This is a genomic window from Sphaerisporangium perillae (assembly GCF_023276435.1).
GTDB lineage: Bacteria > Actinomycetota > Actinomycetes > Streptosporangiales > Streptosporangiaceae > Sphaerisporangium > Sphaerisporangium perillae.
The window spans coordinates 18,955-42,274 of record NZ_JALLPO010000050.1 but is presented as its reverse complement, the minus strand read 5'-3'; the positions used below and the strand labels follow the sequence as shown (position 1 = coordinate 42,274).

At 73.0% G+C, this 23,320-nt stretch carries 23 protein-coding genes and 1 riboswitch; of the genes, 16 read left to right on the top strand and 7 right to left on the bottom strand.

Features of this window, described 5'->3' with window-relative positions:
- Window positions 1–333 precede the first annotated feature (333 nt).
- From MYF83_RS35930 to MYF83_RS35920, 3 genes are all read left to right on the top strand, one after another.
- Window positions 334–942, top strand: coding sequence for a sulfite oxidase-like oxidoreductase (locus tag MYF83_RS35930; protein WP_248965247.1), 609 nt, complete (start codon window positions 334–336; stop codon window positions 940–942).
- 44 nt (window positions 943–986) lie between these two features.
- The gene (locus tag MYF83_RS35925) at window positions 987–2,177 is read left to right on the top strand and encodes a histidine kinase (protein ID WP_248965246.1); all 1,191 of its coding nucleotides are present in this window, start codon (window positions 987–989) and stop codon (window positions 2,175–2,177) included.
- A gap of 73 nt (window positions 2,178–2,250) precedes the next feature.
- Window positions 2,251–3,081, top strand: a complete 831-nt coding sequence (locus MYF83_RS35920; protein WP_248965244.1) for a LytR/AlgR family response regulator transcription factor — start codon at window positions 2,251–2,253, stop codon at window positions 3,079–3,081.
- A 505-nt stretch (window positions 3,082–3,586) separates the two neighbouring features.
- Here MYF83_RS35920 and MYF83_RS35915 read toward each other — a convergent pair.
- A complete protein-coding gene (locus tag MYF83_RS35915) occupies window positions 3,587–4,444 on the bottom strand; it encodes a deoxyribonuclease IV (RefSeq protein WP_248965243.1) in 858 nt (285 codons plus the stop codon).
- 165 nt (window positions 4,445–4,609) lie between these two features.
- Here MYF83_RS35915 and uraD point away from each other — a divergent pair, with 165 nt between their 5' ends.
- The 9 genes from uraD (at window position 4,610) to alc (ending at window position 13,214) form a co-directional block, all read left to right on the top strand.
- On the top strand, window positions 4,610–5,140 hold the full coding sequence (gene uraD, locus MYF83_RS35910) for a 2-oxo-4-hydroxy-4-carboxy-5-ureidoimidazoline decarboxylase (RefSeq protein ID WP_248965241.1): 531 nt from the start codon (window positions 4,610–4,612) through the stop codon (window positions 5,138–5,140).
- Window positions 5,137–5,460 (top strand): hydroxyisourate hydrolase, encoded by a 324-nt coding sequence (uraH, locus tag MYF83_RS35905; RefSeq protein WP_248965240.1) that lies wholly within the window; start codon window positions 5,137–5,139, stop codon window positions 5,458–5,460. The genes uraD and uraH overlap by 4 nt, the downstream gene beginning before the upstream one ends.
- A 2-nt stretch (window positions 5,461–5,462) precedes the next feature.
- Window positions 5,463–6,335: a factor-independent urate hydroxylase gene (pucL, locus tag MYF83_RS35900; RefSeq protein WP_248965239.1), complete on the top strand. Its 873-nt coding sequence runs from the start codon at window positions 5,463–5,465 to the stop codon at window positions 6,333–6,335.
- Window positions 6,336–6,563: 228 nt separating this feature from the next.
- Window positions 6,564–7,439, top strand: a complete 876-nt coding sequence (locus MYF83_RS35895) for an FAD binding domain-containing protein (RefSeq protein WP_248965237.1) — start codon at window positions 6,564–6,566, stop codon at window positions 7,437–7,439.
- On the top strand, window positions 7,430–7,903 hold the full coding sequence (locus MYF83_RS35890; protein WP_248965236.1) for a (2Fe-2S)-binding protein: 474 nt from the start codon (window positions 7,430–7,432) through the stop codon (window positions 7,901–7,903). The genes MYF83_RS35895 and MYF83_RS35890 overlap by 10 nt, the downstream gene beginning before the upstream one ends.
- A gap of 120 nt (window positions 7,904–8,023) precedes the next feature.
- Window positions 8,024–9,409, top strand: a complete 1,386-nt coding sequence (locus MYF83_RS35885) for an 8-oxoguanine deaminase (RefSeq protein WP_248965233.1) — start codon at window positions 8,024–8,026, stop codon at window positions 9,407–9,409.
- Window positions 9,410–9,695: 286 nt separating this feature from the next.
- Window positions 9,696–10,841, top strand: coding sequence for a glycerate kinase (locus MYF83_RS35880; protein ID WP_248965276.1), 1,146 nt, complete (start codon window positions 9,696–9,698; stop codon window positions 10,839–10,841).
- Window positions 10,828–12,150, top strand: coding sequence for an allantoinase AllB (gene allB / locus MYF83_RS35875; protein WP_248965232.1), 1,323 nt, complete (start codon window positions 10,828–10,830; stop codon window positions 12,148–12,150). The genes MYF83_RS35880 and allB overlap by 14 nt, the downstream gene beginning before the upstream one ends.
- Entirely contained in the window at window positions 12,147–13,214 is a 1,068-nt protein-coding gene (alc, locus tag MYF83_RS35870) for an allantoicase (protein ID WP_248965229.1), read from the top strand. The genes allB and alc overlap by 4 nt, the downstream gene beginning before the upstream one ends.
- Before the next feature lie 27 nt (window positions 13,215–13,241).
- Here alc and MYF83_RS35865 read toward each other — a convergent pair whose 3' ends face one another.
- From MYF83_RS35865 to thiO, 5 genes are all read right to left on the bottom strand, one after another.
- Entirely contained in the window at window positions 13,242–13,973 is a 732-nt protein-coding gene (locus MYF83_RS35865; protein ID WP_248965228.1) for a class I SAM-dependent methyltransferase, read from the bottom strand.
- Between the two features lie 306 nt (window positions 13,974–14,279).
- A complete protein-coding gene (gene pknB, locus MYF83_RS35860) occupies window positions 14,280–16,196 on the bottom strand; it encodes a Stk1 family PASTA domain-containing Ser/Thr kinase (RefSeq protein ID WP_248965227.1) in 1,917 nt (638 codons plus the stop codon).
- A 90-nt stretch (window positions 16,197–16,286) separates the two neighbouring features.
- Window positions 16,287–17,081 carry a thiazole synthase gene (locus MYF83_RS35855; protein WP_308201560.1) on the bottom strand — a complete coding sequence of 265 codons (795 nt, stop codon included), beginning with the start codon at window positions 17,079–17,081 and terminating at the stop codon, window positions 16,287–16,289.
- Window positions 17,074–17,274 (bottom strand): sulfur carrier protein ThiS, encoded by a 201-nt coding sequence (thiS, locus tag MYF83_RS35850; protein WP_248965226.1) that lies wholly within the window; start codon window positions 17,272–17,274, stop codon window positions 17,074–17,076. The genes MYF83_RS35855 and thiS overlap by 8 nt, the downstream gene beginning before the upstream one ends.
- A gap of 62 nt (window positions 17,275–17,336) precedes the next feature.
- Complete coding sequence (gene thiO, locus MYF83_RS35845) at window positions 17,337–18,524, bottom strand: glycine oxidase ThiO (protein WP_248965223.1); 1,188 nt, start codon at window positions 18,522–18,524, stop codon at window positions 17,337–17,339.
- Window positions 18,519–18,631, bottom strand: a riboswitch (TPP riboswitch). Its footprint overlaps the gene before it by 6 nt.
- A 138-nt stretch (window positions 18,632–18,769) precedes the next feature.
- Here thiO and MYF83_RS35840 point away from each other — a divergent pair.
- Genes MYF83_RS35840 through thiE form a run of 3 tightly spaced genes read left to right on the top strand, consistent with a single transcriptional unit; the run spans window position 18,770 to window position 20,979 of the window.
- Window positions 18,770–19,939 (top strand): NAD(P)/FAD-dependent oxidoreductase, encoded by a 1,170-nt coding sequence (locus MYF83_RS35840; protein ID WP_248965222.1) that lies wholly within the window; start codon window positions 18,770–18,772, stop codon window positions 19,937–19,939.
- Window positions 19,940–19,988: 49 nt separating this feature from the next.
- On the top strand, window positions 19,989–20,363 hold the full coding sequence (locus MYF83_RS35835; RefSeq protein ID WP_248965220.1) for an Rv2175c family DNA-binding protein: 375 nt from the start codon (window positions 19,989–19,991) through the stop codon (window positions 20,361–20,363).
- A complete protein-coding gene (gene thiE / locus MYF83_RS35830; RefSeq protein WP_248965219.1) occupies window positions 20,341–20,979 on the top strand; it encodes a thiamine phosphate synthase in 639 nt (212 codons plus the stop codon). Before MYF83_RS35835 ends, thiE begins: the two co-directional genes overlap by 23 nt.
- A gap of 99 nt (window positions 20,980–21,078) precedes the next feature.
- Here the strand turns inward: thiE and MYF83_RS35825 are convergent, their stop codons facing one another.
- A complete protein-coding gene (locus MYF83_RS35825) occupies window positions 21,079–22,146 on the bottom strand; it encodes a polyprenyl synthetase family protein (protein WP_248965218.1) in 1,068 nt (355 codons plus the stop codon).
- 247 nt (window positions 22,147–22,393) lie between these two features.
- Between MYF83_RS35825 and metF the strand changes: the two genes are divergently transcribed.
- Window positions 22,394–23,320 (top strand): methylenetetrahydrofolate reductase [NAD(P)H], encoded by a 927-nt coding sequence (gene metF, locus MYF83_RS35820; RefSeq protein WP_248965217.1) that lies wholly within the window; start codon window positions 22,394–22,396, stop codon window positions 23,318–23,320.

Here is a 23,320-nt window from a genome sequence, read left to right as displayed (position 1 = left end):
TGACCATGGTGGTGCCCTTTCTCGTGGACCGCGTCGCGGCCGGGTGAGTCCAGAAACGACGAAGGCCCCGGGTCCGTTCGGACCCGGGGCCTTCGTCGACGTTTGCCTGTCAGCGCAGCATCTGACGGCGAACGGTCCGCTCCACGGGTCCGTCGCCATACCAAAACTCAAACGCAGTACGCATCGCCGTCAGTGTAGCGCACGCCCGCCGGGCCGGGGCGGTCCCAGCCCCGGCGGCCCCATCCCCGGCCCGGACCAGGCGCGGCGCGGGCCGGGCCCGCGTAACGGGGTGCCAATGACACGCGGTCAAGAGCGCGGTGGCAGGATTGCTGCGTGCCGGATCCAACCGAGGAAACTCGACTGCCCCCCGGGCAGTACGTCCCACGTGGCCGCCCGGTCCTCCACTACGGCCGGGTCCCGCAGTTCCGGCCGGAGAGCTGGAACCTGTCGGTCTTCGGTGCGACGGCATCGGGGGAGGAGATCCGCTTCACCTGGCCGGAGTTCTCCGCCCTGCCTCGCGCGTCGGTCGTCGCCGACTTCCACTGCGTCACCAAGTTCTCGCTGATGGGCAACGAGTGGGAGGGAGTGTCGGCCAGGACGCTGATGGAGGCCGCCCCGCCGGACGCCGGCGTCACCCACGTCATGGTCTGGGGGGAGTACGGCTACAGCGCCAACCTGCGCCTGGCCGACTTCGCCCGCGACTCCACGCTGTTCGCCATGGAGCTCGACGAGAAGCCGCTGTCCTCCGAGCGGGGCTTTCCCGTCCGCATCGTCGTGCCCCATCTGTACGCGTGGAAGAGCGTCAAGTGGGTGCGCGCGGTGGAGTACCTGCTGGCCGACCGGCGCGGATTCTGGGAGGAGCGCGGCTACCACAACGTCGGCGATCCGTGGCGCGAGCAGCGGTACGCCTACCAGGAGGACCCCGGCGACGGTCCTCCGTAGAGTTCGGCCACGATCACGTTAGGTGACCGATTACGGTTGCCCGCATGCTCCTCACCGGGTGGACGCTGATCTGCGTCCTGAGCGGCCTCGTCGGGTACGGCCTTGGCCGCCGCCGGGGCGACGCGGGCCCAGGCGACCAGGCCAGCGACGCCACCTTCGCCACGCTGCACCTCGCCGCGATGGCCGCCCCCTACCTGCGGGCCGGGCTGTCCCGCCACTCGGCGCGCAGGGCCGTGCGCCACCTGCGGGCCCTCGTCGGCACCGCCGCCCTCGCCGTGACCTCGACCGACCAGATGCTGGCCTGGGACGGTACCTGGGAGGCGCCCGGCGAGGCCCACGTCCGCGACCTGCTCGGCCACGTCCACGGCATGCCGGCCGGTGGGCGGCCCCACCTGGTGGCGGGGGACGAGCTGTTCTGCGAGGCCGAGGACTGCGCCATCAGCAGTGCCGTCGTGGTGCCGCTCACCGTCGACGGGCGGGTCATCGGCGCCCTCGCCGCCTACGACCCCCAGGTGGACGCCGCCCTGGTACGGGCGGCGGCCGAGGTGGGCAAGTGGGCGTCCGGCCAGCTCGAGCTGGCCGAGCTGGACGCCACGCGGCGGCGGGCCCTTGAGGCCGAGACGCGTGCCCTGCGGGCACAGATCTCCCCGCACTTCGTCTGCAACTCGCTGGCCACGATCGCCTCCTTCACCCGCAGCGAGCCCGACAGGGCACGCGAGCTGCTGCTGGACTTCGCCGACTTCGCCCGGCACGCCCTGCGCCGCGCCGGCGACTTCACCACGCTGTCGGACGAGCTGACCTGCGTGGACCGCTACCTGCTGCTGGAGCGGGCCCGGTTCGGGGACAAACTGCGCTTCGTCGTGGACGTCGTGCCGGAGGTCCTGCCGGTGCCCGTGCCCTTCCTGTGCCTGCAACCCCTCGTGGAGAACGCGATCACCCACGGCATCCGCCGGGGCGGGGGCTCGGGCGAGGTGAGCGTCGTGGTCCGCGACGCGGGCGAGGAGGTCCACATCGTGGTAGAGGACGACGGCGCCGGGATGGAGCCCGAACGGGTGCGGCGGCTGCTGGACGGGGAGCCGCCGAGCGGCGACGGCGGGGGCATCGGCCTCGCGAACGTCGACGTGCGGCTGCGCCAGATCTACGGCCAGGAGTACGGCCTGGTGATCACGACCGCCCCGGACGAGGGGACCACGGTGCGAATGCGCGTGCCGAAAATGCGGCCAAGTTATAACTAAGCGCATTCAGGTCGCTACCGAATGTTGATGGGGGGCTTGCTCCAGGAGCGGTGCGGACGGCAGCGTGGTCTCCATGCTCCGTGTCTTGGCGGTTGACGACGAGGTGCACGCGCTGTCGGAGCTGGCTTACCTTCTCCGGCAGGACGGTCGTGTCGAGCAGGTGCTGACGGCCTCAGATGGGGTCGCGGCCCTGCAGGACATGGTCGCGATGATCGGCGCCGGAGAGCGGCTCGACGGCGTCTTCCTCGACATCCGCATGCCCGGCCTCGACGGCCTGGATCTTGCCAGGCTGGTCGGCGCCTTCCCGAGCCCGCCCAAGCTGGTGTTCGTCACCGCGCACGACGACCGCGCGGTCCAGGCGTTCGAGCTGGAGGCGGTCGACTACCTGCTGAAACCGTTACGGCCCGACCGGGTCGCCGAGGCCGTGCGCCGACTGGAGCAGGCCGCCTACGGGCCCTCGGCGGCCGAGGCGTCGATGGACGACGTCATCCCGGTCGAGCTGAGCGGGCGCACCAGCTTCGTGCCGCAGCACGCCGTCGCCTACGCCGAGGCCAGCGGCGACTACGTGCGCCTGCACACCGCCGAGGGCACCCACCTGGTCCGGATGTCCCTGGCCGCCCTGGAGCGCCGCTGGGCGGCCTCGGGGTTCATCAGGGTGCACCGCAGCACGCTGGTGTCCGCCCGGCACGTCACCGAGATGCGCTTCGAGGAGGGACGCATCGTGCTCCGCGTCGGCGCGACCGTCCTCCCGGTGAGCCGCAGGCACAGCCGGCGCGTGCGCGAGCAGCTCGTCCGGCAGTTCCGCGGGCCGCTGCCGCAGGTGCCCGGCGTGCCGGCGGCGCCCGGCGGGATTTCACGCCCGCCCGCGCCTCCCGGCATGGCGGCGGCGTCGCCGGGCCCGTGAGGGCACCGCGCGCGAGCCCCCGGCCTACCGCTCGTCGGCGTCCAGACGCCGCTCGTCGCGTGGACACGCTCCGTACATCGCTGACTACTGACCGTTCGGCGAGACGGCGCCGAAGCGCCCGCCTGACCTAGATGACCCACCGTAATGTCGTCCGCGTCGAAGAGCCACACTGCGTAACCGGGGGGGACACCAGCCCCATGGGCCGGGCGGACCTTGGATACGCGGACCCGATGGTGATCGCCGAGCTGCCGCGCCCGCGGCGCGTATCCGGTGACCACCTGCAGGTCGCCGGGCCCTTACCGGGGGGTAGGGCCCGTCGGCCTGGCGGGGCGGGGCGTTCGCCGATCGGCCGCAAGGCCCCGCACGTGATCCGGCCCAAGGGGGGCGGCCGGATCCCGTTGGCGAACACCCCGCCCCGGCCGTCTCAGGCACGGCGCCGCATCTTCGGCGGGCGGTGCCGCGCGGCCTCTCAGCGGGCGGTCGCCATCGCGATGTCGCGGAGCTCTCAGTGGGCGGTCGCCATCGCCGTGTCGCGGAGCTTCTTCAGCAGCAGGATGTCCTCGCGGTGGCGCTCGGCCTTGCCCGGGGTCTCGATGCAGAACGGCACCCCGGCGGCGAGCGGGTGGCGCAGGAGCTCCCCGAAGGCTTCCGCGCCGATGTGCCCGGCGCCGATGTTCTCGTGACGGTCCTTCTTGGACCCGCAGACGTCCTTGGAGTCGTTCACGTGCAGCAGCTTCAGCCGTCCCGGCGCGATCGCGTGCAGCGCCTCCAGCGTGATCCCCACGCCGCCCGGCGCGGCCAGGTCGTGCCCCGCGGCGAACGCGTGACAGGTGTCCAGGCAGACGTTGGCCCGCGGGTGGTGCTCCAGCGCGGCCAGGTAGGGGTCGAGGTCCTGCACGGTGGCGCAGAGCATCTGCCCCTGCCCCGCCATCGGTTCCAGCAGCAGGTCGGGACCATCCTCGGGGATCTCGTCCAGCAGCGGCAGCAGGTGCTCGTGGAGCTGGCGCATCGCGTCGTCGCGCGGCTGCGTCACCGCCGACCCGGTGTGCACGACGACGCCGAGCGCGCCGGTCTCCACGCCCCTCCGTAGCGAGTGACGGATGGTCAGGATGGACTTCTCCAGGGTGTCGGCGCTGGGCGAGCCCATGTTGACCAGGTAGGGCGTGTGGATGAAAACCGGCATGCCCGACTCGCGCAGCGCGGCGTCCTCGGCGGGCTTGCCCTCGGCGAGGGCCCAGCCGCGGGGATTGGTCACGAAGACCTGGATGATCTCGGCTTCGATCTCGGCCGCGTAGCGCAGGCCGCCGGTGGCCAGACCACCCGTGACCAGCGCGTGGCCGCCGATGAGAGAGGTAACCGTCATGATGCTGCCCAGCTTAGGGGAGCGGGCGGCGTGCCCCGGCGGGCGCCGCGGGGCGGCGTTCGAGGACCACTTGGAGCATGACACGAAAAGTCGTGGCGAACCGTTGGCCCACTTGTGAGCTCCCGCCGCTGGACCACGTCCGCCGGTGCGGGTGTACTTGCTGGCATGCCGAACGTGACACCGGGCCGGCGCGGGCTGGCGGGCCTCAACGCGCTCAGCCCCGCGGAGGCCGAGCGGGAGCTGCTGGCGTGCTGCGCCGCTCCCGCGTTCGCCCGCCAGGTGGCGGCCTCGCGCCCGTACGGCGACCCGGGCGCGCTGGCCACCGCCGCCGGGGAGGCCGTCCGTGCGCTGAGCTGGCCCGAGGTGCGGGAGGCCCTGTCCGCCCATCCGCGCATCGGCGACCGTGCCGCCGGGCCGGGCAGGGAGTCGTCCTGGTCGCGCGCGGAGCAGTCCGGCACGGCCGGGGCCGACCGGCGGGTGCTCGCCGAGCTGGCCGCCAGGAACGCGGTCTACGAGCAGCGGTTCGGCCACGTGTACCTCGTCTGCGCCACCGGTCTCACCGCCGGGGAGATGCTCGACCGGCTGACGGGCCGGCTGGCCAACGACGAGGAGACCGAGCGGGCCGTGGTGCGCGAGGAGCTCGCCAAGATCGCGGCCCTGCGGGTGGTCAAGCTCGTGGGCGAGGAGGAGACGTGAGCCTTTCCACCCACGTGCTGGACTCCAGCAGCGGCCGGCCGGCCCGTGGAGTGGCCGTGCGCCTGCTCCGGGGAGAACGCGTCCTCGGCGCCGGCGTCACCGACGACGACGGCCGCCTGCGTGACTGGCTGCCCGACGGGGAGCCGGGCAGGGGCGTCCACCGCCTGGTCTTCGACACCGGCGCCTACTTCGCCGCGTGCGGGGTGGCCGCGTTCTACCCCGAGGTCGTCGTCACCTTCAGCATCGACGATCCGGCGGCGCACTACCACGTGCCCCTGTTGCTGAGCCCGTTCGCCTACTCGACCTACCGGGGGAGCTAGCGATGACCGTCGTGCTCGGACCCAACCGTTACGGCAAGGCGGAGACCCGCGTCGTCCGCGTCACCCGGGACGGCGAGGTGCACCATCTCAAGGACTGCAACGTCGGCGTCTCGCTGTCGGGCGACATGGAGGAGGTGCACCGCCAAGGGGACAACTCCGCCGTGCTGCCGACCGACTCGCAGAAGAACACCGTCTTCGCCTTCGCCAAGAAGCACGGCATCGGGGAGATCGAGGAGTTCGCCCTGCTGCTGGCCCGGCACTTCGCCGGGTCGCAGCCCACGATCCACCACGCCCGCGTGGCCGTGGAGGAGTACTTCTGGGAGCGCCGGGGGCCGCACTCGTTCGCGCGCTCGGGGACCGAGGTGCGCACGTGCGTCGTCCATCACGACCGGGACGGCACCTCCACGGTGGTGTCCGGCCTGCGCGACCTGGTGCTGCTGAACTCCACCGGCTCGGAGTTCCACGGGTTCATCCAGGACGAGTACACGACGCTGCCGCCGGCCACCGACCGCGTCCTCGCCACCGCCGTGACCGCCCGCTGGCGCCACGTCCCCGACGATGGGTCGAAGTCGTACGATTTTGGGAAATCGTACGAAGAGGTGCGGCGGTGCCTGCTGGACGCCTTCGCCGGCACCCACAGCCTCTCCCTGCAGCAGACCCTCTTCGCCATGGGCGAGCGCGTGCTGGCGACCCGCGACGAGATCTGCGAGGTCCGGCTGGAACTGCCCAACAAGCACCACTTCCTGGTCGACCTCACCCCCTTCGGCCTGGAGAACGACAACGAGGTGTACTTCGCCGCCGACCGTCCCTACGGACTCATCGAGGGAGTGGTGCTCCACAACGACGCCCCACCCCCCGGCCCAGCCTGGGACTAACCCATGACCACCCGCCTCCACCACCGATCCCCCCTCTCGACGCGCCTGGCCCGGCCCAGCGCGATGACCACCACCCGCCGGTGCCCCTCCCTCTCCGTTCGCATGGTGCTCGTTGATCCGGCGCCGGGCCGGCGGGGAGTGGTACGGCGATGTCAGCGCCGCCGTACGTCGAGCAACCCGGCCAACGTCCGCGGGCACCGCGCCGGCCGCGATTAGGAGGACGGACCGATGGACTTCCTGAGACCTGTCACCTGGGCCGAGGCGCTGGACGCCAAGGCCTCCGTGCCGGAGGCGGTGCCCATCCAGGGCGGCACCGACGTCATGGTGGAGATCAACTTCGACGTGCGGCGCCCCGTGGCGCTGCTGGACCTCGGCCGGATCGCCGAGCTCGGCGACTGGGAGCTCGCGGCCGACGGGCGGCTCCGGGTCGGCGCCGGAGTGTCCTACGCGCGGATCATCGCCGAGCTGGGCGACCGGCTCCCCGGGCTGGCCCAGGCGTCGCGCACGGTCGGCTCGCCGCAGATCCGCAACCGGGCCACGGTAGGCGGCAACCTCGGCGCCGCCTCCCCCGCGGGCGACAGCCACCCTCCGCTCCTCGCCGGCGACGCCGTCATCGAGGTCGCCTCCGCGGCCAGGGGCACCCGCATGATCCCGGCCACCGACTTCTACCTCGGCGTCAAGCGCAGCGCGCTGGAACCCGACGAGCTGATCCGCGCCTTCTGGACGCCCCCGGCGACCGGACCCCAGTACTTCTCCAAGGTCGGCACCCGCAACGCCATGGTCATCGCCGTGTGCTCGTTCGCGCTGGCCCTGCATCCGGCGGAGCGCCGGGTGGGCACCGGCATCGGCTCGGCCGCACCCACGCCCCGCCGCGCCCCGGCCGCCGAGGAGTTCCTCGCGGCGGAGCTCGACTGGGCCGGAGCGGCGGCCCTGGACGCCGCCCTGCTCGCGCGGTTCGGCGAGCTGGCGGCCGAGGCGGCCTCGCCCATCGACGACGTGCGGGGCACCGCCGCCTACCGTCGCCACGCGATCGCGGTGATGGCTCGCCGCACGCTCACCTGGGCATGGAACGACTATCGGGGAAAGGTGGCGGCATGCGCGTGAACCTCACCGTCAACGGCAGGCCCGAGGCGGTCGACGGCGTCTGGGAAGGAGAGAGCCTGCTCTACGTGCTGCGCGAGCGGGTCGGCCTGCCGGGCGCCAAGAACGCCTGCGAGCAGGGCGAGTGCGGCTCCTGCACGGTCTACCTCGACGGCGTGCCGGTGTGCGCGTGCCTGGTGGCGGCCGGGCAGGCGGAAGGACGCGAGGTGCGCACGGTCGAGGGGCTGGCCGACGGCGACCGACTGGACCCGATCCAGGAGGCCTTCGTGGAGTGCGGCGCCGTGCAGTGCGGCTTCTGCACCCCGGGCCTGCTCGTCCAGGCGCACGACCTCATCGAGCGCACCGGCGAGCCCACCGACGCCGAGATCCGCGAGGCCCTGGCCGGCAACCTGTGCCGGTGCACCGGATACGAGAAGATCCTCGACGCCGTCCGGCTCGCCGCCGCGAGAAAGGCCCGGACCTCATGAACGCGGGACACCCCGTCGAAACGGAGCGGCCGGCCGCGGCCGGAAGGATCGTGGTCCGGTGAGCGCGGACATTCCCCCCGAAACGGAGCGGCGCGCCGACGCCGGAGAGGTCGTGGTCCGGTGAGCGCGGACGTCCTGATCGAGAACGTCGCGATCGCCCCCGTGGTGGGGCCCGAGATCGCCCGTGGGCACATCCTCGTCCGGGACGGCCGCATCGCCGCGCTCGGGCCAGGGCCCGGCCCCGAGGCGCCCGGTGCCGAGCGCGTCGACGGCACCGGCTGCCTGGCCACCCCCGGCCTGGTCAACACCCACCACCATCTCTACCAGTGGGCCTCCCAGGGCGTCGCCCAGGACGCCACGCTGTTCGAATGGCTCACGGCGCTCTACCAGGTGTGGGCCGCCATGGACGCCGAGGTCGTCAAGGGCGCGGCGACCGCGGGGCTCGGCTGGCTCGCGCTGTCGGGATGCACCACGAGCACCGACCACCACTACATCTTCCCCAAGGGCCGCGGCGACCTGTTCGCCGCCGAGATCGAGGCGGCCCGCGACCTCGGGATCCGCTTCCACCCCTGCCGGGGCTCGATGGACCGGGGCGTGTCCCAGGGCGGCCTGCCGCCGGACGAGGTCGTCGAGGGCCTGGATGAGATCCTCGCCGCCACCGCCGACGCCATCGACGCCTACCACGACCCTTCGCCGGGATCGATGCTCCGCGTCGCGGTCGCGCCGTGCTCGCCGTTCTCGGTCAGCGCCGAGCTGATGACCGAAGCGGCCGCGCTGGCCCGCGCCAAGGGCGTACGCCTGCACACGCACCTCAGCGAGACGCTCGACGAGGAGGAGCACTGCCTGGCCCAGATGGGCTGCACCCCCGTCGACTACATGGAGAAGCTCGGCTGGCTCGGCCCCGACGTGTGGGTCGCCCACGCCGTCCACCTCCACGACGGCGACATCCGGCGCTTCGCCGCCACCGGCACCGGCACCGCGCACTGCCCGAGCTCCAACGGCCGGCTCGGGGCGGGCATCGCCCGCGTCTCGGAGATGCTGCGGGACGGGGCGATCGTCGGCCTCGGCGTGGACGGCAGCGCCTCGAGCGAGCTGACCCCCCTCGCCGGCGAGATGCGCCAGGCACTTCTGTTCCAGCGTGCACGGTACGGCCCGGACGCGCTCAGCGCCCGGCAGGCGCTGGAGATCGCCACCCTGGGAGGCGCCCGGTGCCTGGGCCGCGAGGAGGAGATCGGCTCCCTGGAGCCCGGCAAGCTCGCCGACCTGGTCCTGTGGCGGGTCGACGGCTTCGCGGCCGCCGTGGACGACCCGGTGTGCGCGCTGGTCTTCGGAGGCGCCCTCCCCGTGGCCCGCGTACTGGTGGGCGGCCGGACCGTGGTGCGGGACGGCGAGCTGCGCACCGTGCCGCAGGACGCCGCCGCACGGGCCGGCGCAGAGGCCCACCGCCGCCTCACCCGCCTCGCGGCCGAAAGGGGGCATACGGTCCGCCCGAATGCCGGTGCATGATGTCGTCAGCAGATGGGTCCTCACCGGCCCGCGCGTGAAACCATCCCACCGGCACTCGGAGGCCCCGCGTGAACCCGCCCCGACTGGCACTTCGAGGTCCCGCGGTGACCTCACCCCGAAGCCCCGCGGACGTCCCTCAGGCGAGGCCACCCCACACCCACGGAAAGCCCCGGCACATGGCGACCCGGCGATCACGGCCGGGGTCCGCCGGCGTGGTCACTGGGCAGATACGGTCAGGGGCCTCCGCCATGGTCTTCGGACAGGCGTGGCGGGGGGTGGGTGCGTGATGGCGGGGCATGTGCTGGTCGCGCCGGACAAGTTCAAGGGGTCGCTCGGCGCCGTCGAGGTGGCGGACCGCGTGGCCGCGGGCCTGCGCGCCGCCCGGCCGGACATCACCGTGATCACGATGCCGGTCGCCGACGGCGGGGACGGCACCGTCGAGGCGGCCGTCGCCTGCGGGTTCGAGCGTGTCGAGGCCGTCGCCACCGGCCCGACCGGAGACCCGGTGACCGCCGCCTACGGCTTCAAGGACGGGGTCGCGGTCGTCGAGCTCGCCGAGGCGTCGGGCCTGCACCGGCTCCCCGGGGGGCGTCTCGCGCCGCTCACGGCCACCAGCCACGGCACCGGCGACCTCGTCGCGGCGGCGCTGCGCCGCGATCCCCGGCAGGTGGTGCTCGGCCTCGGCGGCAGCGCCTGCACCGACGGCGGGTCCGGCATGATGGCCGCCCTCGGTGTGCGCCTGCTGGACGCGCGCGGCCGGGAGCTGCCGCCGGGAGGCGGGGCCCTGGCCGACCTGCACGCCCTGGACCTCTCGGGCTTCACCCGGCCCGCGGGCGTGGAGTTCGTCGTCGCCAGTGACGTGGACAACCCCCTGCTCGGCCCGGACGGCGCGGCGGCGGTGTACGGCCCGCAGAAGGGAGTGGGCCCCGCCGAGCTGCCCCGGATCGAGGAGGGGCTGGCCCGCTGGGCCGACGTGGCCGAGCGCGAGCTGGGCGTACAGGCGCGCGACGACCCGGGCGCCGGGGCGGCGGGCGGCGTGGGATTCGCCGCCATGGCCTTCCTCGGCGCGCGGATCAGGCCCGGGATCCATCTCCTGCTGGACCTGCTCGGCTTCGCCGGGCGGCTGTCGGGCGCCCGCCTGGTGGTCACCGGGGAGGGCTCCCTGGACGCTCAGACGCTGCGCGGCAAGGCCCCGGCCGGGGTCGCCGAGGCGGCCGGCCGGGCGGGAGTCCCCGTGGTCGCCGTCTGCGGCCGGCGGGCGCTGTCCGACGACCAGCTGCACGCGGCCGGCATCCAGGCGGCCTTCGCGCTGACCGACATCGAGGACGACGTGCGGCGCTGCATGGAGGAGGCCGGCCCCCTGCTGGAACGCCTCGCCACCACCCTGGCCACCACCTGGCTACCCCGGAAACCCGCCCATGCCCACGACTGACCCCCATCCCATGCCCGCGTTCGACCTGGTCGTGCGGTCGCGGCGGGTCGTGCTGCCCGGAGGGGAGCAGCCGCTGGCCGTGGCCGTGCGGGACGGTGTGATCGCCGCCCTGCTGTCGTACGACGCCGGGGTGAGGGCGGCCGAGGTGGTGGACCTGGGGGACGTGTGCCTGCTGCCAGGCCTGGTGGACAGCCACGTGCACGTCAACGAGCCCGGCCGTACCCACTGGGAGGGCTTCGCCACGGCCACCAGGGCGGCGGCGGCAGGCGGCGTCACCACGATCATCGACATGCCGCTGAACTCCCTGCCGCCGACGGTCGACGTCCGCGCTCTCGCGGTCAAGCGGGCCGCGGCGGCCGGGCAGTGTGCCGTCGACGTGGGGTTCTGGGGCGGCGCGATCCCGGGCAACCTCGCCGACCTGCGGCCGCTGTACGAGGCGGGCGTGTACGGCTTCAAGTGCTTCCTGTCGCCGTCCGGCGTGGAGGAGTTCCCGCCGCTCGACGAGGACGGGCTGCGCGCGGCCATGCGCGAGGTGGCCGCGTTCGACGGGCTCGTGATCGTGCACGCCGAGGACCCGGCGCTGCTCACGGACCCGGTCGGCCCGACATATCCGGAATTCCTGGATTCGCGGCCCGGGGAGGCCGAGCGGCGGGCCGTCGAGCGGGTCATCGCCGTCGCCCGCGAGACCGGCGCGCGGGCGCACATCCTCCACGTCTCCTCCGCGTCCTGCCTGGAACCGCTGGACGCCGCCCGCCGCGACCTGGTGCGGGTCAGCGCCGAGACCTGTCCCCACTACCTCACCATCACCGCCGACCAGGTGCGCGGCCCGGAGTTCAAGTGCTGCCCGCCCATCAGGGACCGCGGCAACCGCGACGAGCTGTGGCAAGGCCTGGCGGCGGGCGTGCTGAGCTGCGTCGTCTCCGACCACTCGCCCTCCACCCCCGACCTGAAGGTCCCCGACTTCGCCGCCGCCTGGGGCGGCATCTCCTCACTCCAGATCGGCCTGCCCGCCGTCTGGACCGAGGCCCGGTCACGCGGGTACACGCCGGCGCGGGTCGTGGAGTGGATGTCGGCCGGGCCGGCGGCGCTGGCGGGCCTGTCCGCCAAGGGGGGCATCGCCGTGGGCCTCGACGCCGACCTGGTGGCCTTCGACGACACGGCCCGGTTCACCGTCGAGGCCACCCGGCTGCGCCACCGCAACCCCCTGACCCCGTACCACGGCCGCGCGCTGACCGGCGTCGTCCGCACCACCTGGCTGCGCGGCCGTCCCGTCACCGACACCACCTCGCCCTTCGGAGAGCTCCTATGACCCACCTCCCCGCTTTCACGGCCGCCTCCGGTCCAGGGGTGAGCGACGCCATGACCAGGCTCCCGGACCTCGCGCTGCGTTCGTACGGCGGCTCGGTCGTCGGGGCGAGCGACGAGTCCTTCGCCGAGCGGCAGTCACTGATCCGGCCGGGCGCGCCCGCGTTCCAGCCGGGCACCTTCGGCGCGAGAGGCCAGGTGTACGACGGCTGGGAGACCCGGCGGCGCCGCGACCCCGGCCATGACTGGGCCATCATCCGGCTCGGCATGCCGGGAATCGTCCGAGGCGTGGTCGTCGACACAGCCTGGTTCACCGGCAACTACCCGCCCTTCGCCTCCGTCGAGGCGTGCGAGGTCGCGGGCTACCCCTCGGTGGACGAACTCCGGGACGCCGACTGGGTGGAGATCGTGCCGAAGAGCCCCCTCACGGGTGACGCCCGGCACGAGTTCGCCGTCCAGGGCGGGCGCCGGTTCACCCACGTGCGGCTGAACATCTTCCCCGACGGCGGCGTCGCGCGGTTGCGCGTCTACGGAGAGGTTGTGCCCGACCTAGCACTCCAGCAGGGCATGACCATCGACCTCGCCGCGCTCGAGAACGGCGCTCTGGTCACCGCCTGCTCGAACGCGTTCTACTCCTTGCCGTCGAACGTCATCGCCCCCGGGCTGCCCCGGCACCAGGCCGAAGGCTGGGAGACGGCCCGCCGTCGCGACGGCGGGAACGACTGGCTGATCGTACGGCTGGCCGTGCCCGGCGTCGTGCGGGTCGCTGAGCTGGACACCACCAACCTGGTGTACAACGCCCCCGGCTGGGCCTCACTTGCGGGAGTCGACGCGCGGGGAACCATGCCCGGGGACGACGCGCCAGGGGAGGATCCGCCTGAGGGCACGCCGGGCGAGGACGCCGGATGGTTCGAGCTGCTACCCCGCACCAGGCTGCAGCCGGACACCCGCCACCGCTTCCGCTTGCGGGGCGACCGCGTCGTGACGCACGTACGCCTCGACATCTACCCCGACGGAGGCCTAGGCCGCCTCCGCCTCCACGGCACGCCCGCCCAGCCGATCTCCTGACCCGGGCAGGTGGGGTGGCACGTGCCGTCAATCGTTCACCGGGCGCCGGAACAGCGCGGCCAGGAGGAAGGGGACGCCGAAGAGCGGCGCGTCGGGCGGCTGTTCCTCCATGGGGCGCACCTCGATCTCGGTGAAGTCCGAGAAGATCCAGCGCAGCGCGTCGGGTGTGTAGGCCAGGCCGCCGTTCAGACGGCCCTCGCGGTAGAACTCCTCGTCGGGCAGTTCGGAACCCATGGCGCCGGAGGCGAAGCAGGTGAGGCCGAGGTGGCCGCCGGGAGCGAGCACCCGGTCCAGCAGGTCGCGGTAGCTCACCCGGCGGTGCGGCGGCAGGTGGTGCAGGCAGCCGGAGTCGTAGACCAGGTCGTATCGGCCGAGCGCCGGTTCGGCGGTGAAGGCGTCGCCGCAGAGGAAGCGGACGTCGGCGCCCGCCTCGCGGGCCCGCTCCTCGCCCCAGGCCACCGCGGTGGGGGAGAGGTCGATGGCGTCCACCTCGAAGCCGAGCGAGGCGAGGTGGATGGCGTTGCGGCCCGGCCCACAGCCCAGGTCCAGAGCACGCCCCGGAGTCAGCAGCCCTCGCTCTAGGTAGGACACGAGGCTTTCGTCCGGCTTGGTGGAGAAGAAGGGAACCGGCTTCGAGCGGTCGGCATAGAAGCCGTCCCACCATGCCGAGGCATCCCCCGTCCACCGGTCCGCGTCCGGTGCGAACAGCCGATCCAGCAGGCCCAGGACATCATCTATCGTGCGGATGGTTCGGTTCACTCAGCACTTCCCGGAAAGGTGACCGCCCCTCGCGGCCGATCTTCCGATCTTAATTGCGATCCGGCATATCAGCGCTGGTCAGATGGCCTTCTCCGCGCCATCCGGGGCCGCGGAGAGGACCGTACAGGCGGTCTCCCGGCGCCTTTCCCGGACGGTCGCGCACCACTGTCCGGACCTGCCGTCCCCGCTCGGCGACACTCCCCTGAGGCCCGGCCGCGGGCATCTGAGCATCGCCTCCGGCCCCGATCCGTGCGGGGCGGAGTGTGCCCTTGGTCACAATTTCCAGGGCACTGAAGTCACTGCCGGTCAGTGCCAGATGGTGATGCGGGTGCCTGCCGGGGCCTGGCCGAGGGGGTTCTCGGCGACGACGGCGCCAGTGCCGGCGATCTTGCGTACGCGTACCTTGAACCCGGCCGTGCGCAGCTCGTTCAGGGCTTCGGTCACCTTCTTGAACCGGACGTCGGGGATGGCGACCATGGCCTGGCCGGGCTGGACGTTGTCGGGGTTCTCCCAGGGCCAGTGGAAGCCGGTGTCGGGCCCCTTAGAGCAGGTCAGCTGCACGGCCTGACCCGAGGTGACCTCGGCCCGCGCGGCGGGGCTCTGGGCGATGACCGTGCCGGGCTGGGCGTCGTCGGTCTGCTGGACGACCGTCGGGACGAACCCCTTCTGCCGCAGGAAGGCGTCGGCCTGGTCGCACTGCATCTCGCTGACGTCGGGCATGAGCTGCCCGGCGCTCAGCACGAGCTGCACCCGGCTGCCCTCTCTGACCTTGGTGCCCACCTGAGGGCTGGTGCGCAGCACGAGCCCGCGCTGCACCGTGTCGCTCGGGACCCGGCTGACGGCCCCGGCCGTGAGACCGGCCTCGGAGATCTTGGCCCGCGCGTCGGCCTCGGAGAGGTTCACGACGTTCGGCACGGCGATCTTGACCGGTCCCGACGAGGGGATGAGCGTGATGACCGCGTCGTTGAGCACGTTCCGGCCGGCCTCGGGCTCGGTGCGCAGCACCTTGTCCTCGGCGAGCTTGTTGTCGTGCTCGGCGGGACCGATCTTGACGGCGAACCCCTGCTTCTCGGCCTCCGACTTGGCGACCGTGATGTTGAGGCCGAGCAGGTCGGGGACCTTGGCGTAGCGGCCCTCGGAGAACCACCAGCCCGTCCCGGCGATCGCCCCGACCATGATGACGGCGAGCGCGATGAGGAACCAGTTGGGCCGGAAACGGGTGGCCTTGGCCGCCGGGGGCGGGCTCAGCGCCGGAGCGGCCAGCATCTCCGTGCGCGAGTGGATGAGCGTGGGGTTGGCGGGCGGGACGCCGGTCTGGCCGCGCGCCATCGAAGGGGACGTCGCGCCGACCGGCGGGCGCTGCGGCGCCATGTCGCGCGGCAGCATGCGATGGGCCTCGACGGCCGCGACGAGCAGTGCCGTGGCGTCGGCCGGACGGCGGTCGGGGGCGCGGTCGGTCGCCGAGAGGACCAGCGTGTCCAGCGGCGGCGGCGTCTCGCGCACCAGCGAGGAGGGGGCCGGCACCTGGTCGTGGACGTGGCGGTAGGCCACCGACATGGGGCTGTCGCCCTGGTAGGGCTGGTGCCCGGTGAGCAGCTCGAACAGCATCACACCCGCGGCGTAGACGTCGCTGCGCGCGTCGGCGACGCCGGCGGTCACCTGCTCGGGCGACATGTAGGCGATCGTGCCGATCATGACGCCGGTCTTGGTCTGGTTGCCCGCCTCGATCGCGCGGGCGAGCCCGAAGTCGACGACCTTGACCCGCCCGTCATCGGTGAGCAGGACGTTCTCGGGCTTGACGTCCCGGTGGACCATGCCCGCCTGGTGGGCCGCGCCGAGGGCGGCCAGCACCGGGATCATGATCTCCAGGGCTTCGCGGGCGGGCAGGCGCCCGCGCTCGCGCAGCACGTCGCGCAGCGTGCGCCCGGGCACGTACTCCATGGAGAGGTAGACGTGCTCGGCGTCGGTGCCCTGGTCGAAGACGTGGACCACGTTCGGGTGCGACAGGCTGGCGACGGACTTGGCCTCGCCGATGAAGCGCCGCACGAAATCGGGGTCCTCGGCCAGTGAAGGATGCATGATCTTCAGGGCGACCGTGCGGTCGAGCCGGACGTCCAAGGCGAGGTAGACAGCGGCCATGCCACCGCGGGCGATCCGGGACTCCACCCGATATCGCCCGTCCAGCAGCCGCCCTAGAAGGGGGTCCGCAACCGTCGTGTCCACGGGAGTGAGTTTACGGGCGGTTTGCCAGGGAGAGGGCAAGCACATTCCAAACCGATGCCGACATGTTCTCCCGTCCCCGAGGGTTCATCGTTACCTGGCACCCGGCTCGATCGCCGGTGAGGAGGCCTCAGCGTACCGCCGCCGGGGTATCCGGCCCGCGAGGCGCGCCATGCGACCTGCGACGACGGCCTGCCGCATCGCCGAGGCCATGAGGCCCGGCCTGCGGGCCCGCGTGACGGCGCTGGCCAGCAGCACCGCGTCGCATCCTAGTTCCATCGCCAGGGCCGCGTCGCTCGCCGTGCCGATGCCGGCGTCCAGGATCACCGGGACGGTCGCCGCCTCCACGATGAGCTCGATGTTGTGCGGGTTGCGGATGCCGAGGCCGGAGCCGATCGGCGCGCCGAGCGGCATCACGGCCGCGCAGCCGGCCTGCTCCAGCCGCCGCGCGAGCGCCGGGTCGTCCCCGATGTAGGGCAGGACCACGAACCCGTCGGCCACCAGCCGCTCGGCGGCGTCGAAGGTCTCGATGGGGTCGGGGAGCAGCGTCCGCTCGTCGCTGATCACCTCGAGCTTCACCCAGTCGGTGCCGAGCGCCTCCCGGGCCAGGCGCGCGGTCAGCACCGCCTCTCCGGCGGTGAAGCAGCCGGCCGTGTTGGGCAGCACCTTGACGTTCCGGTCGCGCAGGACGTCGAGCACCGACCCCCTCGCCACCGGGTCGAGCCGGCGCATGGCCACCGTGGTGATCTCGGTGCCGGACGCGGCCAGCGCCTGGTCGAGCACGTCGAGCGAAGGCGCGCCTCCGGTCCCCATGATCAGCCGCGAGCCGAACTTCTCGCCGCCGAGGACCAGCGCGTCGTCCAGGAGGGCGGTGTCGTGGTCAGCCACCTTGCACCGCCGTCAGCACCTCGACGCGGTCGTCCTCGGCGAGCGTGGTGGACTCCCACGCGCCCCGCCGCACGACCTCGTCGTTCAGCGCCACCGCGACGCCCGCGACGGCCGGGGTCAGCTGCTGGACGGCCCGCGCGACGCTCGCCCCGGCGGGCAGGTCGTGGGGCACGCCGTTGATCGTCACTTTCATCGCGGTTCCGGGGCGGGAGACCCAGGCCATCGGCCAGGGGGCGGGCCCCGTTCCTCCTTCGTTCATCGGTGGGAGCCGGTGGAGCCCTGCCGCCGGGCCTCGTGGAAGCGCAGCGGCGAGCAGAGCGCCGCCAGGGCGGCGAGGTCGGGGGAGGGCTCGCCGGTCACCAGGTCGGCGGTGAGCGGGCAGAGCAGGACGCCGCCGCGGTGGTGGCCGGTGGCGAGCACGAGCCCGTCCATGGCACTCGGGCCGATCAGCGGCAGGTTGTCGGGCGTCCCGGGGCGCAGCCCGGCCGCGACGTCGGCGACCTCCAGCTCGGTGATGCCGGGGACGAGCTCGCGCGCGTCGCGCAGCAGCTCCCACAGGGCTCCGGCGGTCACCCGCGTGTCGAACCCCATCTCCTCCTGCGTGGCGCCGAGCACGATCTCGCCGTCGCCGCGCGGCACCAGATAGGCGTGGGAGCCGTGCACCACTCCGCGCACGCAGTGGCCGAGGAACCCCGGAGCGCCCCGCAGCCGCATGATCTGCCCCTTGACGGGGCGCACGGGCGGGAGCACCTCCGGCGGCAGGCCGTCCAGGGACCCCGACCAGGCGCCGGCGGCCAGAACGACGCGCTCGGCGCCGATCGTCCCGCCGCCGGCCAGGCGGACCCCCCGTACGGTGCCGCCCTCGACGACCAGGCCGGTGACGCGGTCGGCGACCGCGGCGACGCCCCGGCGCGCCAGCGCGGCGAGCAGGGCGGCGGTGACCCGGCGGGGGTCCACCCACGCGTCGCCCGAGGCGAGGATGCCGCCGCGGACGGAAGGGGCGAGCATCGGCTCGGCGCGCCGGCACTCACGCCCGGTCAGGCGCTCGACGGGAAGCGACAGCTTCTCCATGAAGCCGGCCACCTCGCCCAGCGCCGCGAGGTCGTCGGCGTCGAAGGCCACGTCGAGCGTGCCCTGGGTGCGGTGGTCGACGTCGATGCCGGACTCCTCCGACAGCTCGGCGGCGAAGTGCGGCCACCGGGCGAGCGAGGCCAGGCCCAGCCGCAGGAGAGGCTCCTCGGTGTAGGTCACCTCGCTCACGGGGGCGAGCATCCCGGCCGCCGCGTGCGAGGCCCCCGCGCCGGGGGCGGGGTCGACGACGGTGACCGTGCGACCGTGCCGGGCGGCGCGCCAGGCGACGGACAGGCCGATGACGCCGCCGCCCACCACGACCATGTCGGAGTGACGCGTGCCCGGGTGCGCCGTAGCGTGTGGCACGTCCATCTGAGGTCCGCTCCCTTCGCCGGCATGATCCGGATCAGGTTCCTGGCGGTCGAGGGCCCTGAGCCCTCCTCTCAGCCCGGTCTCGCCGGACTCCCGCGCGTGCTGATGGTGCAAGCCTATTCCTGCCCTCGTACGGCTTGGGAACCTGGTTGAGCATTTTCATCACTGCCTGTGTGGGGTAGTGAGCTGATTTGTTACCAAATCGCCGTTGGCGGGTTACCCGGCTGGCCGCTTAGGGTCAGGATGTGAATCATGTCGTGGTGGTGGGGGCCGGACTGGCCGGCGTGCGAAGTGTCGAGGCGCTAAGGGCGCGCGGATACCGAGGGCGCGTCACACTGATCGGTGAGGAGGGCCATCGGCCCTACGATCGGCCGCCCCTTTCCAAGGCCGTTCTGCTCGGCGGCCTCGACTCGACGGTGGTCGACTCCGACCTCGGCGCGCTCGAGGTCGACCTGCGCACCAGCGTGGCCGCCAAGGGCCTGCGCGAGGGAGCCCTCGAGACCACCGAGGGCGAGCTGGAGTACGACGGCCTGGTGATCGCCACCGGCGCGGTTCCCGTCAGGCTGCGCGGCGAGGGCGCCCAGTACGTGCTCCGCACCATCGACGACGCCCTGGCCCTGCGCGCCGCGCTGGTCCCGGACACCCGCGTCGTGGTCGTCGGCGCCGGGTGGATCGGTGCCGAGGTCGCCACCGCTGCCCGCCGCGCCGGCTGCGAGGTGACCGTCGTCGAGGCCGCCGAGTCGCCGCTGGCCGTGGCCCTGGGGACCGAGGTGGGCGGCCGCACCGCGGCCTGGTACGCCGAGGCGGGCATCGACCTGCGGCTCGGCACCATGGTGGGCTCGGTCGACCCCGGCGGCCTCACCATGATGGACGGCTCCTGGATCCCGGCCGACGTGGTCGTGACCGGCGTCGGCGTGCGCCCGGCCGTCGGGTGGCTCGCCGGTTCGGGCATCGGGCTCGACAACGGCGTCCTCGTCGACGAGCACCTGCGCACGTCCATGCAAGGCGTGGTCGCGGTCGGCGACTGCGCGAACTGGTGGTCACGGCGCTTCGGCCACCGCATGCGGGTCGAACACTGGGACACCGCGCTGAACGCCCCCGAGACCGCCGTGGCCACCCTCCTCGGCGAGACCGCCGTGTACGACCCCGTGCCCTACTTCTGGTCCGAGCAGTTCGGCCGCATGCTCCAGTACGCCGGCCACCACGACGGGGCCCGGCTGGTCCTGCGGGGCGATCCCGACGCCGACCGCAAGTGGGCGGCCCTCTGGCTGACCGGGGACGACCGGCTGGCCGCCATCCTCACCGTGGACCGCCCCCGTGACCTGGTGCAGGGACGCCGCATCGTCGAAGGCGGGCAAAGACTCGATGTTGATCGCGCGATCGACCCCTCGATACCCTTGCGCGACTGCTTGTGACCCCCAGCGGGGTGTTTGAGAAGAGGCGCGACGTGGTAGTTGTGGTTCCGTGACGCTTTCTGTTGCACAGATCGACCGGGAAACCGACCAGTTGGTGGGGGAATGGCTCCCCCTCACGGAAGTGGGCAGGCGGCTCGGGCTGACCACCGGGCGCGCCAAGCAGCTTCTCAAGGACAAGAAGCTCATCGGCGTCCGGCGGGGCGGCCACGAGCCGGAGGTCCCCGCGAAGTTCATCGCCGATGACGACGTGGTCAAGGGGCTTCCCGGCACACTGACCGTACTGTCCGACTCCGGCTTCGAGGACGTCGAGGCCCTGCGGTGGCTGTTCACCGCCGACGACTCCCTGCCGGGGGCGCCCATCGACGCGATCGTCGCCGGTCGGCACACCGAGGTGAAGAGGCGTGCCCAGGCGCTCGCTTTCTGACGCCAGGCTCTACCTCTGCACCGACGGGCGCCGCCGCCAGGGTGATCTGGATCAGTTTCTGGACGCCGTCCTGGCCGGTGGCGTGGACATCGTCCAGCTGCGCGAGAAGGGCCTGGAGGCCCGCGAAGAGCTCGCGCTGCTCGAGGTGTTCCGCGCGGCCTGCGACCGGCACGGAGCGCTGCTCGCGGTCAACGACCGGGCCGACATCGCCTACGCGGCACGTCCCGACGTGCTGCACCTCGGGCAGGACGACCTTCCCGTGGCGGTCGCCCGCGACATCCTCGGGCCGGACATCCTGATCGGCCGGTCGACCCACAGCGACGCGGAGGCCACGGCGGCCGCCGCGGAGGAGGGCGTCGACTACTTCTGCTGCGGGCCGGTCTGGCCGACGCCGACCAAGCCCGGCCGTCACGCGCCGGGGCCGGGGCTGCTCAAGCACGCCGCGGCGCTGGCGACCGACCGGCCGTGGTTCGGCATTGGAGGCATCGACCTGGCCACGCTTCCGGAGGTCATGTCCTACGGGGTGACGCGCGTCGTCGTGGTGCGCGCCATCACCGAGGCCGACGACCCCGGCGCCGCCGCCGCCGAGTTCGCCCGCCGCCTCTCGGCGCCCTGACCGCGAGCGGAGGGGGCGGCCTCAGCCGGGGCCGACGGCCGCCCTGTGGCGTGCGACCTCAGCTGAGGCGCGCGAACCTCGCCCTGAGGCGTTCGGGCCTCAGCTGCGGCGTGAGGTGGCCGCCACCGCGAGCTCCGCGAGGGCGTCACGGGCCTCGCCGGTGATCGGCGAGCGTTCCAGGGACATCAGCGCGTCGTCCAGGTAACGCTTGATCATCTCTTCGCTGGCCGCGAGGGCGCCGGTCTCCTCGATGATCCCCCGGAGCCGCTCGACGCCGTCCTCCTCGAGCTTCGGGTCGCCGAGCAGCAGCCGCACGTCGGCCGCCTGCTCCGGCGACGCGGCCGAGAGCGCGCGGGCGATCAGCATCGTGCGCTTGCCCTCCCGCAGGTCGTCCCCAGCGGGCTTGCCGGTCTCGGCGGGGTCGCCGAACACGCCGAGCACGTCGTCGCGGAGCTGGAAGGCGATGCCGACCTTCTGCCCGTAGTCGACGCACAGCCCGTCGATCCACGGCGCCTGGCCCCGGTCGGCGAGCAGCAGGCCGAGGCGCAGCGGCTGCTCGACGGAGTACTTGCCGCTCTTGTGCAGGGCGACGCGCAGCGCGCTGTCGAAGGTGCTGTCGCCGTGCGCCTGCTCGAGCAGGTCGAGATACTGCCCGCACATCAGCTCCGTGCGCATGAGGTCGTGCACCGGCTCGGCGGCGGCGAGCGCGTCGGCGGGCAGCCCGCTCGTCCGCCACATCTCGCCCGACCACACCAGCAGCAGGCTGCCCAGCAGCACCGCGGCGCCCTCGCCGAACTGGGCCGCCGACCCGCGCCAGCCGGCCTCCTCGTGCATCGCCTGGAACCGCCGGTGCGCCGAGGGCTTGCCGCGGCGCAGGTCGCTGGCGTCCATGACGTCGTCGTGGATCAGCGCGCTGGCCTGCAGCAATTCAAGCGACGCCGCGGCGGTGTAGATCGCCGGGTCGTCATCCCCGCCCGCGCCGCGCCAGCCCCAGTAGCAGAACGCGGGACGCAGCCGCTTGCCCCCCGCGAGGAAGTCCTCGGCGGCCGTGAGCAGAGGACTCAGCTCCGGGCCGCTGACCAAAGGACGCTGCCGGTCGACGAACGCCCGCAGCCGCTGGTCCACCTCGGAACGGAGGGCGTCCGACAGGGCGAAGGAAGTGGTCATGTCTTGAGATTAACGGCCGCGCAGCCGGTCGCCGATCTGCCGGCCCTTGTGTGACCCAGGTCATGGAGGGGAACGCCGGGCCCGGCACGGCGGCGGCGACCCGGTGAGAGCGCTCGGGGACGATCGTGACGAGAGGGTCCAAGGCGGACCCGATCGGGCCGGTGGCGTGCCCGGGCGCCCGTCCCCCGAGCGAGGACCGCACGTTCGGCCACGGTGCCCGGCGGGCCGGACCTGTAGCCTTGGAAGCATGGCTCTGGGTCGTCCATCAGTCTTGCCCGACCGCGTTCCGACGGTCCGGGAACTGCTCGCCTCCGGGCGGCGGTCGTTCTCCTTCGAGTTCTTCCCCCCGAAGACCGACGCGGGGGAGCGGCAGCTGTGGCGCGCGATCCGCGAGCTCGAAGGGCTGCAACCGACGTTCGTCTCGGTGACCTACGGTGCCGGCGGCGGCACCCGCGACCGCACGGTCGAGATCGTCGAGCGGCTCGCCCACGAGACGACGCTGACGCCGGTCGCCCACTTCACCGCCGTCGACCACTCGGTGCGCGAGCTCCGCCACCTGATCGGCAGGTTCGCCGGAGCGGGTGTGCGCAACATCCTCGCCGTGCGGGGCGACCCGCCCGGCAAGGACCCGCTCGCCGAGTGGGTCCGGCATCCCGAAGGCGTCACCTACGCCGAGGACCTCGTCCGTCTCATCCGTCAGGCGGGCGACTTCTGTGTCGGGGTCGCCGCCTTCCCCTACCGGCACCCGAGGTCGCCGTCCGTCGAGTCCGACACCGAGCACTTCGTGCGCAAGTGCCGGGCCGGCGCCGACTACGCCATCACGCAGATGTTCTTCCGCGCCGAGGACTACCTGCGCCTGCGCGACCGGGTGGCCGCCGCGGGCTGCGACACCCCGATCATCCCCGGCATCATGCCCGTCACCCAGATGAGCACCATCGCGCGGTCGGAGCAGCTGTCGGGGGCGCCGTTCCCGCCCGAGGTGGCCGAACGCTTCGAGGCGGTCGCGGACGACCCGGCGGAGGTGCGCCGCCTCGGCATCGAGCACGCCGCCGAGCTGTGCCAGACCCTGCTCGACGAGGGCGCGCCGGGCATCCACTTCATCACCTTCAACCGGTCGAACGCGACCCGTGAGGTCTACAAGGCCCTGGTGCCCGTCCCCGTGACCACCGGATAG

Excerpts from the sequence above, each read along its gene's own strand:
- MYF83_RS35880 (WP_248965276.1), top strand. The coding sequence starts at position 9,696 with ATGGCGGGGCATGTGCTGGTCGCGCCGGACAAGTTCAAGGGGTCGCTC.
- thiS (WP_248965226.1), bottom strand. The coding sequence starts at position 17,274 with ATGAAAGTGACGATCAACGGCGTGCCCCACGACCTGCCCGCCGGGGCG.
- thiO (WP_248965223.1), bottom strand. The coding sequence starts at position 18,524 with ATGGACGTGCCACACGCTACGGCGCACCCGGGCACGCGTCACTCCGAC.
- metF (WP_248965217.1), top strand. The coding sequence starts at position 22,394 with ATGGCTCTGGGTCGTCCATCAGTCTTGCCCGACCGCGTTCCGACGGTC.
- MYF83_RS35825 (WP_248965218.1), bottom strand. The coding sequence starts at position 22,146 with ATGACCACTTCCTTCGCCCTGTCGGACGCCCTCCGTTCCGAGGTGGAC.
- MYF83_RS35920 (WP_248965244.1), top strand. The coding sequence starts at position 2,251 with ATGCTCCGTGTCTTGGCGGTTGACGACGAGGTGCACGCGCTGTCGGAG.
- MYF83_RS35890 (WP_248965236.1), top strand. The coding sequence starts at position 7,430 with ATGCGCGTGAACCTCACCGTCAACGGCAGGCCCGAGGCGGTCGACGGC.
- MYF83_RS35895 (WP_248965237.1), top strand. The coding sequence starts at position 6,564 with ATGGACTTCCTGAGACCTGTCACCTGGGCCGAGGCGCTGGACGCCAAG.
- MYF83_RS35915 (WP_248965243.1), bottom strand. The coding sequence starts at position 4,444 with ATGACGGTTACCTCTCTCATCGGCGGCCACGCGCTGGTCACGGGTGGT.
- alc (WP_248965229.1), top strand. The coding sequence starts at position 12,147 with ATGACCCACCTCCCCGCTTTCACGGCCGCCTCCGGTCCAGGGGTGAGC.
- pucL (WP_248965239.1), top strand. The coding sequence starts at position 5,463 with ATGACCGTCGTGCTCGGACCCAACCGTTACGGCAAGGCGGAGACCCGC.
- MYF83_RS35925 (WP_248965246.1), top strand. The coding sequence starts at position 987 with ATGCTCCTCACCGGGTGGACGCTGATCTGCGTCCTGAGCGGCCTCGTC.
- uraD (WP_248965241.1), top strand. The coding sequence starts at position 4,610 with ATGCCGAACGTGACACCGGGCCGGCGCGGGCTGGCGGGCCTCAACGCG.
- allB (WP_248965232.1), top strand. The coding sequence starts at position 10,828 with ATGCCCACGACTGACCCCCATCCCATGCCCGCGTTCGACCTGGTCGTG.